The organism is Streptomyces sp. NPDC002088 (genome assembly GCF_040296605.1).
Classification (GTDB): domain Bacteria; phylum Actinomycetota; class Actinomycetes; order Streptomycetales; family Streptomycetaceae; genus Streptomyces.
Genome location: NZ_JBEOXO010000004.1, coordinates 455,835 through 469,087, shown reverse-complemented (window position 1 = coordinate 469,087; position 13,253 = coordinate 455,835). Strand labels below are relative to the sequence as shown.

The 13,253-nt window shown below is 69.6% G+C and carries 10 protein-coding genes; 8 read left to right on the top strand and 2 right to left on the bottom strand.

Annotated features, from left to right (window positions below):
• Positions 1-282 precede the first annotated feature (282 nt).
• Genes ABT114_RS12090 through ABT114_RS12075 form a run of 4 tightly spaced genes read left to right on the top strand, consistent with a single transcriptional unit; the run spans position 283 to position 4,774 of the window.
• Positions 283-1,545, top strand: coding sequence for a sugar ABC transporter substrate-binding protein (locus ABT114_RS12090; protein WP_351141352.1), 1,263 nt, complete (start codon positions 283-285; stop codon positions 1,543-1,545).
• Positions 1,546-1,555: 10 nt separating this feature from the next.
• Positions 1,556-2,509, top strand: coding sequence for a carbohydrate ABC transporter permease (locus ABT114_RS12085; protein ID WP_351141350.1), 954 nt, complete (start codon positions 1,556-1,558; stop codon positions 2,507-2,509).
• Between the two features lie 5 nt (positions 2,510-2,514).
• Positions 2,515-3,363 (top strand): carbohydrate ABC transporter permease, encoded by an 849-nt coding sequence (locus ABT114_RS12080; RefSeq protein WP_351141348.1) that lies wholly within the window; start codon positions 2,515-2,517, stop codon positions 3,361-3,363.
• A 31-nt stretch (positions 3,364-3,394) separates the two neighbouring features.
• On the top strand, positions 3,395-4,774 hold the full coding sequence (locus ABT114_RS12075; protein WP_351141345.1) for a GH1 family beta-glucosidase: 1,380 nt from the start codon (positions 3,395-3,397) through the stop codon (positions 4,772-4,774).
• Positions 4,775-4,975: 201 nt separating this feature from the next.
• On the opposite strand, the gene ABT114_RS12070 is transcribed toward ABT114_RS12075, so the two are convergent.
• Positions 4,976-6,217, bottom strand: a complete 1,242-nt coding sequence (locus ABT114_RS12070; protein WP_351141343.1) for an ROK family protein — start codon at positions 6,215-6,217, stop codon at positions 4,976-4,978.
• Positions 6,218-6,497: 280 nt separating this feature from the next.
• Positions 6,498-7,544, bottom strand: coding sequence for a LacI family DNA-binding transcriptional regulator (locus ABT114_RS12065; RefSeq protein WP_351141341.1), 1,047 nt, complete (start codon positions 7,542-7,544; stop codon positions 6,498-6,500).
• 237 nt (positions 7,545-7,781) lie between these two features.
• Here ABT114_RS12065 and ABT114_RS12060 point away from each other — a divergent pair, with 237 nt between their 5' ends.
• From ABT114_RS12060 to ABT114_RS12045, 4 genes are all read left to right on the top strand, one after another.
• On the top strand, positions 7,782-8,708 hold the full coding sequence (locus tag ABT114_RS12060; protein ID WP_351141339.1) for a carbohydrate ABC transporter permease: 927 nt from the start codon (positions 7,782-7,784) through the stop codon (positions 8,706-8,708).
• A 4-nt stretch (positions 8,709-8,712) separates the two neighbouring features.
• Positions 8,713-9,660, top strand: a complete 948-nt coding sequence (locus ABT114_RS12055) for a carbohydrate ABC transporter permease (RefSeq protein WP_351141338.1) — start codon at positions 8,713-8,715, stop codon at positions 9,658-9,660.
• Between the two features lie 101 nt (positions 9,661-9,761).
• Positions 9,762-11,099: an ABC transporter substrate-binding protein gene (locus ABT114_RS12050; RefSeq protein ID WP_351141337.1), complete on the top strand. Its 1,338-nt coding sequence runs from the start codon at positions 9,762-9,764 to the stop codon at positions 11,097-11,099.
• Between the two features lie 99 nt (positions 11,100-11,198).
• Positions 11,199-13,244 carry a beta-galactosidase gene (locus ABT114_RS12045; protein WP_351141335.1) on the top strand — a complete coding sequence of 682 codons (2,046 nt, stop codon included), beginning with the start codon at positions 11,199-11,201 and terminating at the stop codon, positions 13,242-13,244.
• Positions 13,245-13,253 lie beyond the last annotated feature (9 nt).

Here is a 13,253-nt window from a genome sequence, read left to right as displayed (position 1 = left end):
AGCGCGTTCGAGGACTTCGACGTGGACGCCGCCGCCGCGCGTGGCATGGCCTTCGAGCAGCTCGACCAGCTGGCCATGGACCACCTCCTCGGCGCCCGCTGACCCAGACCACCCGTCCCGTGCCCGGCGCCGCGCGCGCCGGGCACGGGGGTGAATCACCCCCCACGGACGCGCGTCCGCCGGAACCGCGCCCAGGGCCCCGGGCCCGCTCTCTGTTCTCCTCACTCCGCCGGACACGGGCGTCCGCCGGAGCCGGCACCCCTCCCACGCAAGGGCACCACCGTGACAGCACACCTTCCGAACGGGGCACGTCCCGGACGCCGGCGGGTCCGTCGGCGCGTCCTCGTCCCGCTCACCGTCGCCTCCGCGCTCGTCGGCACCGTCGCGCTGGCCGGCTGCGGCCAGTCCCGCGACCCCGACGTGTACACCGTCCTGAACTCCTCGACGGACGACTCGTACCACAGCTGGGACGCGGCGACTCTCGAGCGCTGCAGCAAGCAGCTCGGCGTCACCATCCAGCAGCAGTCGGTCCCGGCCAACCAGGTCATGACCAAGTCGCTGCGGATGGCGTCCTCGAAGTCTTTGCCGGACGTCATCCAGTTCGACGGCTCCGAGATGCCGACCTTCGCGGAGACCGGCGGCCTGATGGACCTGAAGAAGCTGGGCGTCGACACCACCGACGTACCGCAGGGCATCATCGACTACGGCTCCTACAAGGGCACGTACTACGGCGCGGCGCGCACGGTGAACACCCTCGCGCTCTTCTACAACAAGGACATCCTCGAGAAGGCCGGCCTCAAGGTGCCCACCACGTGGGACGAGATGCGCGAGACGGCCAAGAAGCTCACCCAGGGCCACCAGTACGGCATCGCCCTGAGCGCGGGCGGCGCGGAGGACGGTGTCTACCAGTTCACGCCGTTCATGTGGTCCAACGGCGGCGACGAGACCGACCTCGACAGCCGACAGGTGGCCCAGGCACTGGACTACTGGAAGTCGCTGATCTCCGACCGCTCGCTGTCGAAGTCGACGATCAACTGGACGCAGGCCGACGTCAACGACCAGTTCATGGCCGGCAACGCCGCCATGATGATCAACGGCCCGTGGCAGGTCGAGACCCTCAACACCAAGAAGAACCTGCACTGGGGCATCGCGCAGATTCCCGTCCCCAAAGCCGGGGACGACTCCGTGGGCCCGCTGGGCGGCGGTGAGCTGACCATCCCGGACATCGGCGACACCACGCGCGAGAAGATGTCCGCGAAGATCGTCAACTGCATGACGAGCGAGCAGGAGGAAGTGACCTACGCGCTCAACAGCTGGATGATCCCGGCCAACCAGAAGGCCGCCGCCACCTGGCGCAAGAAGGTCCCCTCGCTCAGCTCGCTGGCCGACCAGGTCGCGGTGGCGCGCTCGCGCACCGCCAAGGTCGGCTCCGGCTGGACCTCGATCTCCCTCGCCCTGCAGAGTGCGTTCCAGTCGGCGCTCACCGGCGAGTCAAGCGAATCGGCACTGAAGCACGCGCAGGCGCGCGTCGAGAGCGGGAAGTGAGGTAACGACGATGTCCACCACCGCTGCTGTTCCCGCCCCCGCGGCCACCGGCACCACCACCGCCGGAGCCGCCCCCGACCCGGCCCGCACCCGTCGGCGCCGCACGCTCGCGCAGTGGGGCTTCGTGGCCCCCGCCGTGCTGTTCATGCTGCTGTTCTTCGGCTACCCGCTCGTCCGCAACATCGTGATGAGCTTCCAGCACTACACGCCGTCGACGTTCTTCACCGGCAAGGCCCCCTTCAACGGCCTGGACAACTGGCGCAACGTCTTCGGCGACGACCTGTTCGGCAAGGCCCTGTGGCAGACGATCGTCTTCACGATCGGCTCGCTGATCGGCCAGTTCTGCATCGGTCTGGGCCTGGCGGTGTTCTTCAACCGCAAGTTCCCGCTCAACGGGGTGCTGCGCGCGCTGATCCTGCTGCCCTGGCTGGTGCCCATGGTCGTCTCCGGCATCGTCTGGCGGCGCATCCTGGACCAGGACACCGGCGTGCTGAACTCCTTCCTCGGGCTGTTCGGCATCGGCCACACCCCGTGGCTGACCAGCACCCACATGGCGCTGCTCGCCGTGATCCTGGTGAACATCTGGATCGGCATCCCGTTCAACATGGTGATCCTCTACGGCGGCCTCCAGGAGGTCCCGCGCGAGGTCTACGAGGCTGCCTCGCTCGACGGCGCCTCCGCCTGGCGCACCTTCCGCTCGGTCACGCTGCCGCTGCTGAAGCCGGTCATCACGGTCGTGCTGGTGCTGGGCTTCATGTCCACGGTCAAGATCCTCGACCTGGTGCTGGCGCTCACCGACGGCGGCCCCGCCGACTCCACGCAGACCCTGGGCACGCTGACGTACCAGAACTCCTTCGTCCAGCTGGACTTCGGGGCCGGCGCCGTGGTCGGCAACATCCTGATCCTGATCTCCGCCGTGTTCGCGGTGTTCTACCTGCGGGCCAACCGCAACGAGGGGAAGTGACCGGCATGGCGACCACCACTCCCGCCGCCCCGGCCCCGGCCGTCAACAAGACGAAGCGCCGCTGGGGCACGACGGTCGTCGGCATCCTCATCCTCTGCGTGATGCTGTTCCCGCTGTACTGGATGATCAACACCGCGCTGCAGCCCGAGTCCGGTCTGCTGGAGGTGGATCCGGTCCCGCACAGCCTGGACCTGTCCGGCTTCTCCTCGGCCGTGACCGAGCAGGGCGGCCATCTGCTGACCTCCCTCGCGGTGGCGCTGGGCGCCGTCGTGATCTGCCTGGCGTTCTCCGCGCCGGCCGCCTACGGCCTTGCGCAGTTCAAGCTGCCCGGCGCCAAGACCGTGGTGTTCGGCACCCTGATCACCCAGATGGTGCCGGGCATCGTCATCGCCAACGCGATGTACAGCGCCTACGTGGACCTCGGCCTGGTCAACTCCTACTTCGGTCTGATGCTGGCCGACGCCTCGCTGGGCATCCCGTTCGCGATCGTGCTGATGCGGTCCTTCATGGTGGCCATCCCGCGTGAGGTCATCGAGGCGGCCGAGGTCGACGGAGCCGGCCGGCTGCGCACCTTCGTCCAGGTCGTGCTGCCGATGAGCCGCAACTCGCTGATCACCGCCGGGCTGTTCTCCTTCCTGTACGCGTGGAGCGACTTCATGTTCGCGCTCACCCTGAACACCACCGACCACGTCAAGCCGGTCACCCTGGGCATCTACCAGTACATCGGCGCGCACGTCGGCGACTGGGGTTCGGTCATGGCCGCCTCCGTGCTCTCCGCGATCCCCGCGGCAATCCTGCTCGTGCTCGCGCAGAAGTACATCGCCGCCGGCATCACCGGCGGCTCCGTCAAGTGACCACCACACACCTGGAAAGGGACATCGCCTCATGAGTGGCTTCCCCGGATTCCCGTCCGGCTTCGTGTTCGGCGCCGCCACCGCCTCGTACCAGATCGAGGGCGCCGCGCGGGAGGACGGCCGCGGCCCCTCCATCTGGGACACCTACAGCCACACCCCCGGTCTGGTGGTGAACGGTGACACCGGTGACGTGGCCTGCGACCACTACCACCGCTACCCGGAGGACGTGGCGCTGCTGCGCGACCTGGGCGTGGACTCGTACCGGTTCTCCCTCGCCTGGCCGCGGATCGTGCCCGACGGCAGCGGCCCGGTGAACCCCAAGGGCCTGGACTTCTACTCCCGGCTGGTGGACGAGCTGCTGGAGGCGGGTATCGAGCCGGCCGCCACCCTCTACCACTGGGACCTGCCGCAGGCCCTGGAAGACCGGGGCGGCTGGCGGGTGCGCGAGACGGCGGAGCGGTTCGCCGAGTACACGGCCGTGGTGGCCGAGCACCTGGGCGACCGGGTGCCGCGCTGGATCACCCTCAACGAGCCCTGGTGCAGCGCGTTCCTCGGCTACGCCATCGGCCGGCACGCGCCGGGCGCCCAGGAGGGAACTCCCGCGCTGGCCGCCGTGCACCACCTGCTGGTCGGCCACGGCCTCGCGGTGCAGGCGCTGCGGTCGGCCGGGGTACGCGAGGTCGGGATCACCCTCAACCTCGACCGCAACCTGCCCGCCACCGACTCGGCCGCCGACCTCGCGGCCGTGGTCCGCGCGGACACCCAGCACAACCTGGTGTGGACCGAGCCGATCCTGGCGGGCCGCTACGCGGCGACCGAAGAGGACACCTTCGGCGATCTGATCACCGGAGCGGACTTCCGCCGGGACGGCGACCTGGAGCTGATCTCGCAGCCGCTGGACTTCCTCGGCATCAACTACTACCGGCCGATCGTGGTCGCCGACGCCCCGCTGCGCGAGGCCGACCCGGCCAAGCGGGTGGCGACCGACAACCGGTACGAGGAGGTCCGGATGCCGGGCGTCCGGGAGACCGCGATGGGCTGGGCGGTCGCGCCGGACACCTTCACCGATCTGCTGGTGGCGCTGAAGAAGCAGTACGGCGACGCCCTGCCGCCGATCCACATCACCGAGAACGGCTCCGCCGAGCACGACGCGGTGAGCGAGGACGGCGCGGTGCACGACACCGACCGGGTCGAGTACCTGCGCGGCCACCTGACCGCGCTGCGCGCGGCGATCGACGCCGGTGTCGACGTCCGGGGCTACTACGTGTGGTCGCTGCTGGACAACTTCGAGTGGGCCTTCGGCTACGACAAGCGGTTCGGGATCATCCGGGTCGACTACGACACCCAGGTGCGCACCCCGAAGGACAGCTACCACTGGTACCGGTCGATGATCGCCGCCCAGCGCGGCTGACGGCACGCGGCCCGGGAGGGGTGGCGGCAGGTGTGCCGCCGCCTCTCCTGCGCGTCCGCCTCTCCCGCGCGTCCGCCTCTCCTGCGCGTCCGCGGCTCGCGCCCGGCCGGAGCCCGCCGGCCGCTTCAGAGGAGCTCACAGAACGGGCGCCCGGCTCGCATTTTGTGAGCTCCTCTCAGGAGCTCGTCGTCGCGGTCGGCTTCAGTCGTCGTAGCGGTCGGCGAAGGCCGCCGGGTCGGCGAGCACCTCCTGCACGATCACCCCGGCCGCTCCCCTGGCCGCGTCGCCCAGCGGGGAGGCGGCCCGCAGCCGGCCGCTGCCCCTGGCCCACAGTCCCGAGACCACCCTGAGGGACAACTCCCGTTCCACGGCGGGCGCCAGCCAGCGGGTGAGCCCCCGGTAGAACCCGCCGAGCATCACCGCGTCCGGGTCGAAGAGGTTCACCGCGCCGGAGACGATGTAGCCCAACTGCCGTCCGGCGCGTTCGACGGCGGCGAGGGCGTCGGGGTCGGCGCGGCGCACCCGCCGCTGGAGTTCGGCGACGCCCAGCACGCCGGCCGTGGTGGTGATGCCGGCGGCGTCCAGCAGCGCGGCCTGCCCCGCGTACTGCTCCAGGCAGCCGTGGGCCCCGCACGGGCACAGCGGGCCGTCGGGGTCGACGACCATGTGCCCGATCTCGCCGGCGAAGCCGTGCGCGCCGCGCAGCAGTTCGCCGCCGACGACCAGCGCCCCGCCGATGCCGATCTCACCGGTCAGATAGAGGAAGCTGCGCACGCCCTCGGTGCCGGCGCCGTACCACAGCTCGGCGAGGGCCGCGGCGTTGGCCTCGTTGTCGGAGCTGACCGGCAGTGGGCGCCGGGTGGGGGCGAGGGTGGTCAGCAACTGGGCGAACAGCCCCTCGACGGCGACCCGGGTCCAGCCGAGGTTGGGGGCCTGTCGGACGGTGCCGCCGGTGACCAGGCCAGGCACCACGACATGGGCGCCGACCGGTGTGAGACCCTGCTCGGCGGCCGATCCCAGGGCCCGCGCGGCCAGTTGGGCGGCGCGCGCGAGCACCTCCGAGGGCTGCACCCCGCGGTTGTCGACGTGCTCGACCAGCCGGACCCGGTCGGTGCCGGCAAGGTCCACCACGCAGACGACGACGTAGTCGACGTTGATCTCCACCCCGAGCCCGGCCGGGCCGGTGCGCGCCACCTTCAGTACCGTGCCGGGGCGTCCCACCTGGCCGCTGCTGGTCTTGCCCCATTCGGTCAGGAAGCCGTTCTCCAGCAGCTGCTCGACCAGGGAGGACACCGCGGCCCGGGTCAGCCCGACGCGGGTGGCGACCGCGGCCCGGGTGGCGTCGCCCGCGTCGTGCACGGCCCGCAGCACCAGACTGAGGTTGTGCCGGCGGACCGTCGCCTTGTCGGCCTTCGGGCCCAGGGGGATCGGAGTGTTGTTCATCGTGCTGTCGAGGGTATCGATTCGCGCAGGTGAAGCGGTGTCCAGCCCGCTGAGCGGCCCTCTGGGCGAGCGGGGGCAGAACGGGCTGGGCGGCACCCGTGGTCCGGCGGGTGCCGCCCGGGCCCCCAAGCCGTCACGGTGGGGCCGACGACCGGGATGTCTCGGGCGCAACCGCAGCAAACTGAACACATGCCCCGAAAGCTCAACACATGTTCCGACGGCGGCCCGTGCCGACTGCACCAACGACGCGGGTGAGCGCCTTACCGAACCGAAGCAGCCGTTACCGGACGGCGGGCGGCGGCGCGGTGCTCTCCCGGATTACCAGCGCCGTCGGCACCAGCGTCGTTCCCCGTTCCGGGCCGTCCGGGCGCATCTTGCGCAGCACGGCCTGGACGCAGAGCCGGCCGACCTCGGCGAAGTCCTGGTGCAGGGTGGTGAGCGGGGGCAGGAAGGAACTCGCCTCGGGGATGTCGTCGAAGCCGATGACGCTGACGTCCTCGGGCACCCGGCGGCCCCGTTCGTGCAGGGCCCGCAGCAGGCCCAGGGCCATCTGGTCGTTGGCCACGAAGACCGCGGTGCACTCCTCGCGGGCCGCGAGCTCGAGACCGGCCCGGTATCCGGACTCAGCCGACCAGTCGCCCCTGACGAGGGGCGGCGGGGTGCGGCCCGCCTCGGTGAGGGCGGCGCGCCAGGCGTCCGCGCGGCGCTGCGCGGCGAACGAGTCCTCGGGGCCGCCCAGATGCCAGACGGTCCGGTGGCCGAGGTCGAGGAGATGCTGGACGGCGGTCCGGGTGCCGCCGGCCTGGTCGGTGTCGACGACGGTGTAGTGGTCGCCGGCGTCGGAGTCGACCACCACCACCTGGACGTGCGGCGGCAGTTTGACGGTCGCTGCGTCCAGCAGGTGCACCTCCATGATGACGATCACCGCGTCGACGGCCAGTTCCTCCAGCCGGGAGAACGCGCCGCGCACCTCGTCGCTGGTGGGGACGGCCACCGGGAGCAACGTCACCGCGTACCCCTCGGCGGCGGCCGAGGTGGCGATCGCTTCCAGGGTGCGCACATTGCCGGTCGTGGACAGCGTGAACGTGATGACGCCGATGGTGCGGAACTCCCCGCGCTTGAGGGCGCGGGCGGCACTGTTGGGCCGGTAGCCGAGCTCCTTCATGGCCGCGAGCACCTGCTGCCGGGTCTCCTCGTTCACTCCCGCGTAACCGTTGGAGACTCGGGAGACGGTCTGCGAGGACACCCCGGCGAGCCGGGCGACGTCCGCCATGGAGGCGGTGGCCCGGTGGCGTCCCGTCGCTCTGACCGGTGTTCTTTCAGCCATGTCCACTCGGTCTGCCCACCTCGCTGTCTGTTCAGGTGTCACGGTCTCCCCAGAGGACCCTTGACCATCGTTATCGGGGCCGTGTAGACATGCCGCCATCAGATGTTAACGCAAACATAACAGCTCGCCCAGGCTCTTGCGTGGCTGATGTTTACGCAAACATCATGGTGGCGGTGGGGCGTTCGGAAATCTCCGCGCAACACCGCTGGTTCCAGGACTGGACGAGCGAGGAACGACATGACGACGCTGCAACCGCCGGTGGCCGCCGAACCGCGGCCGGCACCTCCTCCGGCGAAACGGGACCGCCGCTCCTGGATGGGGTGGGGTTTCATCGGTCCCTTCGTGGCCGTGTTCGCCCTGGTCTTCCTTGCCCCGATCGCGTACTCGATCTACCTGAGCCTCTTCCGTGACCAGCTCATCGGCGGAAACCAGTTCGTCGGCCTGGACAACTACTCCGAGGCGCTGAAGGACGATCAGTTCTGGGCTTCCCTCGGCCGGGTGTTGCTCTTCCTCGTGGTCCAGGTGCCGATCATGCTCGGCATCGCCCTGCTGGCGGCCCTGGCGCTGGACAGCGGGCGGCTCTACGGCAAGAACTTCTTCCGCATCACGATCTTCCTGCCGTACGCGGTGCCCGCCGTCGTCGCCACCCTGATGTGGGGCTTCATGTACGGCACGGAGTACGGGCTGGTGGGCGACATCAACGACGCGTTCGGCGTCACCCTGCCCGACCCGCTCTCGCCCCACCTGGTGCTGGCGTCGATCGGCAACATCGTCACCTGGGAGTTCGTCGGCTACAACATGCTGATCTTCTACTCGGCGCTGCGCGTCATCCCGCACTCGCTGTACGAGGCGGCGGAGATCGACGGCGCCGGACAGATACGCGTCATCACCGCGATCAAGCTGCCCGCCATCCGCGGCGCCCTCGTCATCGCGACGATCTTCTCCATCATCGGCAGCTTCCAGCTCTTCAACGAGCCGAGCATCCTGCGGCCGCTGGCGCGCAACGCCATCACCACCGACTTCACCCCGAACTTCTACACGTACTCGCTGTCCTTCAACGGCCAGCAGCACAACTACTCCGCGACGGTGGCCATCATCATGGGCCTGATCACGATGGTGATCGCTTACGTCGTGCAGCTGCGCGGCATGCGCAAGGGAGCGTGACCCGATGAGCAGCCCTCTCACCACCGCCTCCCCGTCCGCACCCGTCGAGCCCGTCGGCGCGGGCAAGGGCGTGCCCCGTCTGCGAACCCCCCGCAAGCACACCGCCGGGCGTCCCAAGCGCAGTGTGCTGCTGACCGTGCTGGCCTCCCTGGTGGTCATCTACACCGTGGTGCCGCTCATCTGGCTGGTCATCAACGCCACCAAGACCCAGTCGGGTCTGGCCGATTCGAACGGGCTGTGGTTCGCCCACGACTTCGCCCTGTGGGACAACATCCGCGACACGTTCACGTACGACGACGGTGTGTTCACGCGCTGGCTCCTGAACACCCTGATGTACGTGGTGCTCGGCGCCGGCGGCGCCACCTTCCTCGCGGTCCTGGGCGGTTACGCGCTGGCCAAGTTCGACTTCCCCGGCAAGCGCGGCGTCTTCGCCGTGGTCATCGGAGCCGTGGCCGTCCCCGCTACGGCCCTCGCGGTGCCCACTTTCCTGATGTTCAGCAAGATGGGCTTGACCGACACCCCCTGGGCGGTGATCATCCCCTCGTTGGTCTCGCCGTTCGGCCTGTACCTGATGTGGGTCTTCGCCGCCGAGGCCATCCCCACCGAACTCATCGAGGCCGCCCGCATGGACGGGGCCGGCGAGGCGCGCATCTTCTTCACCGTCGTCCTGCCGCTGCTCGCCCCCGGCATCGTGACCGTGCTGCTGTTCACCACGGTCGCCACCTGGAACAACTACTTCCTGCCGCTGATCATGCTCAAGGACTCGGACTGGTACCCCCTGACCCTGGGTCTGAGCGTCTGGAACTCCCAGGCGGAGACGATCGGCGGTGACGTGATCTTCAACCTGGTGATCACCGGCTCGCTGCTCACCATCCTGCCGCTGATCGCCGCGTTCCTGCTGCTGCAGAAGTACTGGCAGTCGGGTCTCGCCGCAGGAAGCGTCAAGGAGTGACCCCGCGGCCCTCCGGCCGCCCCAAACCCCACGTTCAGCCCAGTGTTTGCGCAACCCCCACCCCTCACCTGTCCCACCCACGAAGAAGTGGAAGCACCTCCATGCGCAGAAAGACCAGCCGCCTGCTGCGCGGCATCGCCCTCCTGTCCACCCTCGCCCTGGGCGCCACCGCCTGCGGCGGCTCGGACGACAGCTCCGACCAGAAGGCCGTCTCCGCCTCGGACATCCAGGCGGCCCTGAAGAAGGGCGGCACGGTCACGGTCTGGGCCTGGGAGCCCACGCTCAAGACGGTCGCCGCCGACTTCGAGAAGAAGTACCCCAAGGTCAAGATCAACCTCGTCAGCGAGCGGTCCGGCGACAAGCACTACACCGCCCTGTCGAACGCCATATCGGCCGGGAAGGGCGTGCCCGACGTCGCGCAGGTCGAGTACTTCGCGGTGGGCCAGTACTCCCTCACCAAGGGCCTCACGAACCTGGCCCCGTACGGCGCCGACAAGCTCGCGTCCAAGTACACCCCGGGTCCGTGGAACGCGGTGAGCGACGACGACAAGGTCTACGGCCTGCCGATGGACTCCGGCCCGATGGCGCTGTTCTACAACAAGAAGGTCTTCGACAAGTACAAGATCGCCGTCCCGACCACCTGGGACGAGTACGTCGAGGCGGCCCGCAAGCTGCACAAGGCCGACCCCAAGGTCTACATCGCCGCCGACGCAGGCGACGCGGGTCTCACCACCAGCCTGCTGTGGCAGGCCGGTTCGCGTCCCTACAAGGTCGACGGCACCAAGGTGAAGATCGACTTCAACGACGCGGGCGCCAAGAAGTACACCGACACCTGGCAGAAGCTCATCGACGAGAAGCTCGTCGCGCCCATCTACGGCTGGACCGACGACTGGTACAAGGGCCTGGGCGACGGCACCATCGCCACGCTGCCCAGCGGCGCCTGGATGCCGGCCAACTTCGTCACCGGTGTGAAGAACGCCTCCGGTGACTGGCGAGCGGCCCCGATGCCGGCCTGGACCAAGGGCGACAAGGCGAGCACAGAGAACGGTGGCAGCTCGCTGACCCTGCCCGCGCTGGGCAAGAACAAGGAACTCGCCTACGCCTTCGTCGAGTACGCCAACGCCGGTGACGGCGTGCAGACCCGTGTCAAGCAGGGCGCCTTCCCGGCGACCACCGCGGAGCTTCAGTCCACCGAGTTCCAGAACACCAAGTTCGACTACTTCGGCGGACAGGAGGCGAACAAGATCTTCGCCGAGTCGGCCGCCAACGTCGGCGGCGACTGGTCGTACCTGCCCTTCCAGCAGTACGCCAACTCGATCTTCAACGACACGGTCGGCAAGGCCTACGTCTCCGGCACCAAGCTGGCGGACGGTCTGAAGTCCTGGCAGGACGCCTCGATCAAGTACGGCGAGGAGCAGGGCTTCACCGTCGAGAAGTAGTCGGTAAGCAGTCGGCAAGAAGTCGGACAGCAGTAAAACGCCGGGCGGCGCGGCACCCGGGCCGCGCCGCCCCCGTGTACCACCTTCGGAAGGACCGCCATGATCTCCACCCTCCAGTCCCGCATGTTGCGCGGGGCGGACGGTGACCCCGCCCCGCGTCTGGCCTACGGCGCCGACTACAACCCCGAGCAGTGGCCCCGGGACGTGTGGGAGGAGGACGTCCGGCTGATGCGCGAGGCCGGCGTCAACGTCGTCTCCGTGGGGATCTTCTCCTGGGCCCGTATCCAGCCGGGCCCGGACACCTGGGACTTCGGCTGGCTCGACGAGGTCATGGACCTGCTGCACGCGGGCGGGATCGGCGTCGACCTGGCCACCGCCACCGCCTCCCCGCCGCCCTGGCTCACCACCGCCCACCCGGAGATCCTGCCGGTCACGGCGAACGGTGAGACGGTGTGGCCGGGCGCCCGCCAGCACTGGCGGCCCACCTCGCCCGTCTTCCGCGAGCACGCCCTGCGCCTGGTCCGGGAGATCGCCACCCGCTACCAGGACCATCCCGCGCTGGTCGCCTGGCATGTCTCCAACGAGCTGGGCTGCCACAACATCTACGACTACTCGGACGACGCGGCCCGCGCCTTCCGCGTCTGGCTGCGCGCCCGCTACGGCACGCTGGACGCGCTCAACCACGCCTGGGGCACCGCCTTCTGGTCGCAGCGCTACAGCGACTGGGAGCAGATCCTGCCGCCGCGGCTGGCCGCCTCGCACCCCAACCCGACCCAGCAGCTGGACTTCAAGCGGTTCTCCTCGGACGCGCTGAAGGACCATCTCGTCGCGGAGCGCGAGATCCTGCGGGAGATCACGCCCGGGGTGCCGGTCACCACCAACTTCATGGTGATGGGCGGCACGAAGGGCATGAACTACCCGGACTGGGCGGGCGAGATCGACTTTGTCTCCAACGACCACTACGTCCATCCCGGCCCGCAGGACCGCGACGAGCTGTCCTTCTCCGCGAACCTGGTCAGCGGCATCGCGAGCGGCCGGCCGTGGTTCCTGATGGAGCACTCCACCAGCGCCGTCAACTGGCAGCCCGTCAATGTGGCGAAGCGGCCGGGCGACCTGGCCCGGGACTCGCTGCTGCACGTGGCGCACGGCGCCGACGCGGTGTGCTTCTTCCAGTGGCGGCAGTCGGCCGCCGGTGCCGAGAAGTACCACTCGGCGATGGTCCCGCACGCCGGTGAGGACAGCGACCTCTTCCGCGCGGTGGCCGACCTCGGCGCCAAGCTGAAGGCCCTTGCCCCGGTGGCGGGTTCGGAGCGGGAGTCGGCTGCCGTCGGCATCCTCTACGACTGGGAGTCGTGGTGGGCCAGCGAGCAGGACTCCCACCCCACCTCCCTGCTGGACTACCGGCAGGAGGCGCTCGACTGGTACTCGGCGCTCCTCGCCCTCGGTATCCGCGCCGACCTCGTCACCACCCGCGCCGACCTCTCCCGTCACCAGGTGATCATCGCGCCCGTGCTGCACGTCGTGCCGGCCGAACTCGCCAAGGAGCTCACCCGCTACGCCGAACAGGGCGGCCACCTCGTCACCACGTACTTCTCCGGCGTCGTCGACGAGAACGACCACGTCTGGCTCGGCGGTTACCCGGGCGCCCTGCGTGACCTGCTCGGCATCCGCATCGAGGAGTTCGGTCCGCTGCTCACCGGGGAGGCCGTGGAGCTGGACGACGCCACCTCGGGCAGCCTGTGGACCGACCGGATCACCCTCACCGACGACGACACCGAGGTCCTGGCGCACTACCGCACCGGTGTGCACACCGGACGCCCCGCGGTGACCCGGCGGCCCACGGGCAGCGGTTCGGCCTCGTACGTCTCCACCCGGCTCGGCGTCGACGGGCTCCGCTCGCTGCTGCCGCGGCTGCTGGAGCCGGCCGGCGTCAGCAGTGAACTCCCGGCGGATGCACGGGGGTCGGTCGAGCTGACCGTGCGGCGCGGCACCGAGGGACGGTTCCTGTTCCTGGTCAACCGGACCGACGACACGGTGCCGGTGGCGGGGCTGGACGGACAGGTCCTGATCGGCACCGGCGGCGCGGAGGGCGCTCTCGTCCTCGGGCCGGGCGAGGTCGCCGTCCTGCGGCAGCCCGCCGGCTGAAGTCACCCA

What these genes read in the sequence shown, in the direction of transcription:
- ABT114_RS12085 (WP_351141350.1), top strand. Translation starts at nt 1,556, where the DNA reads ATGTCCACCACCGCTGCTGTTCCCGCCCCCGCGGCCACCGGCACCACC.
- ABT114_RS12080 (WP_351141348.1), top strand. Translation starts at nt 2,515, where the DNA reads ATGGCGACCACCACTCCCGCCGCCCCGGCCCCGGCCGTCAACAAGACG.
- ABT114_RS12075 (WP_351141345.1), top strand. Translation starts at nt 3,395, where the DNA reads ATGAGTGGCTTCCCCGGATTCCCGTCCGGCTTCGTGTTCGGCGCCGCC.
- ABT114_RS12070 (WP_351141343.1), bottom strand. Translation starts at nt 6,217, where the DNA reads ATGAACAACACTCCGATCCCCCTGGGCCCGAAGGCCGACAAGGCGACG.
- ABT114_RS12065 (WP_351141341.1), bottom strand. Translation starts at nt 7,544, where the DNA reads ATGGCTGAAAGAACACCGGTCAGAGCGACGGGACGCCACCGGGCCACC.
- ABT114_RS12060 (WP_351141339.1), top strand. Translation starts at nt 7,782, where the DNA reads ATGACGACGCTGCAACCGCCGGTGGCCGCCGAACCGCGGCCGGCACCT.
- ABT114_RS12055 (WP_351141338.1), top strand. Translation starts at nt 8,713, where the DNA reads ATGAGCAGCCCTCTCACCACCGCCTCCCCGTCCGCACCCGTCGAGCCC.
- ABT114_RS12050 (WP_351141337.1), top strand. Translation starts at nt 9,762, where the DNA reads ATGCGCAGAAAGACCAGCCGCCTGCTGCGCGGCATCGCCCTCCTGTCC.
- ABT114_RS12045 (WP_351141335.1), top strand. Translation starts at nt 11,199, where the DNA reads ATGATCTCCACCCTCCAGTCCCGCATGTTGCGCGGGGCGGACGGTGAC.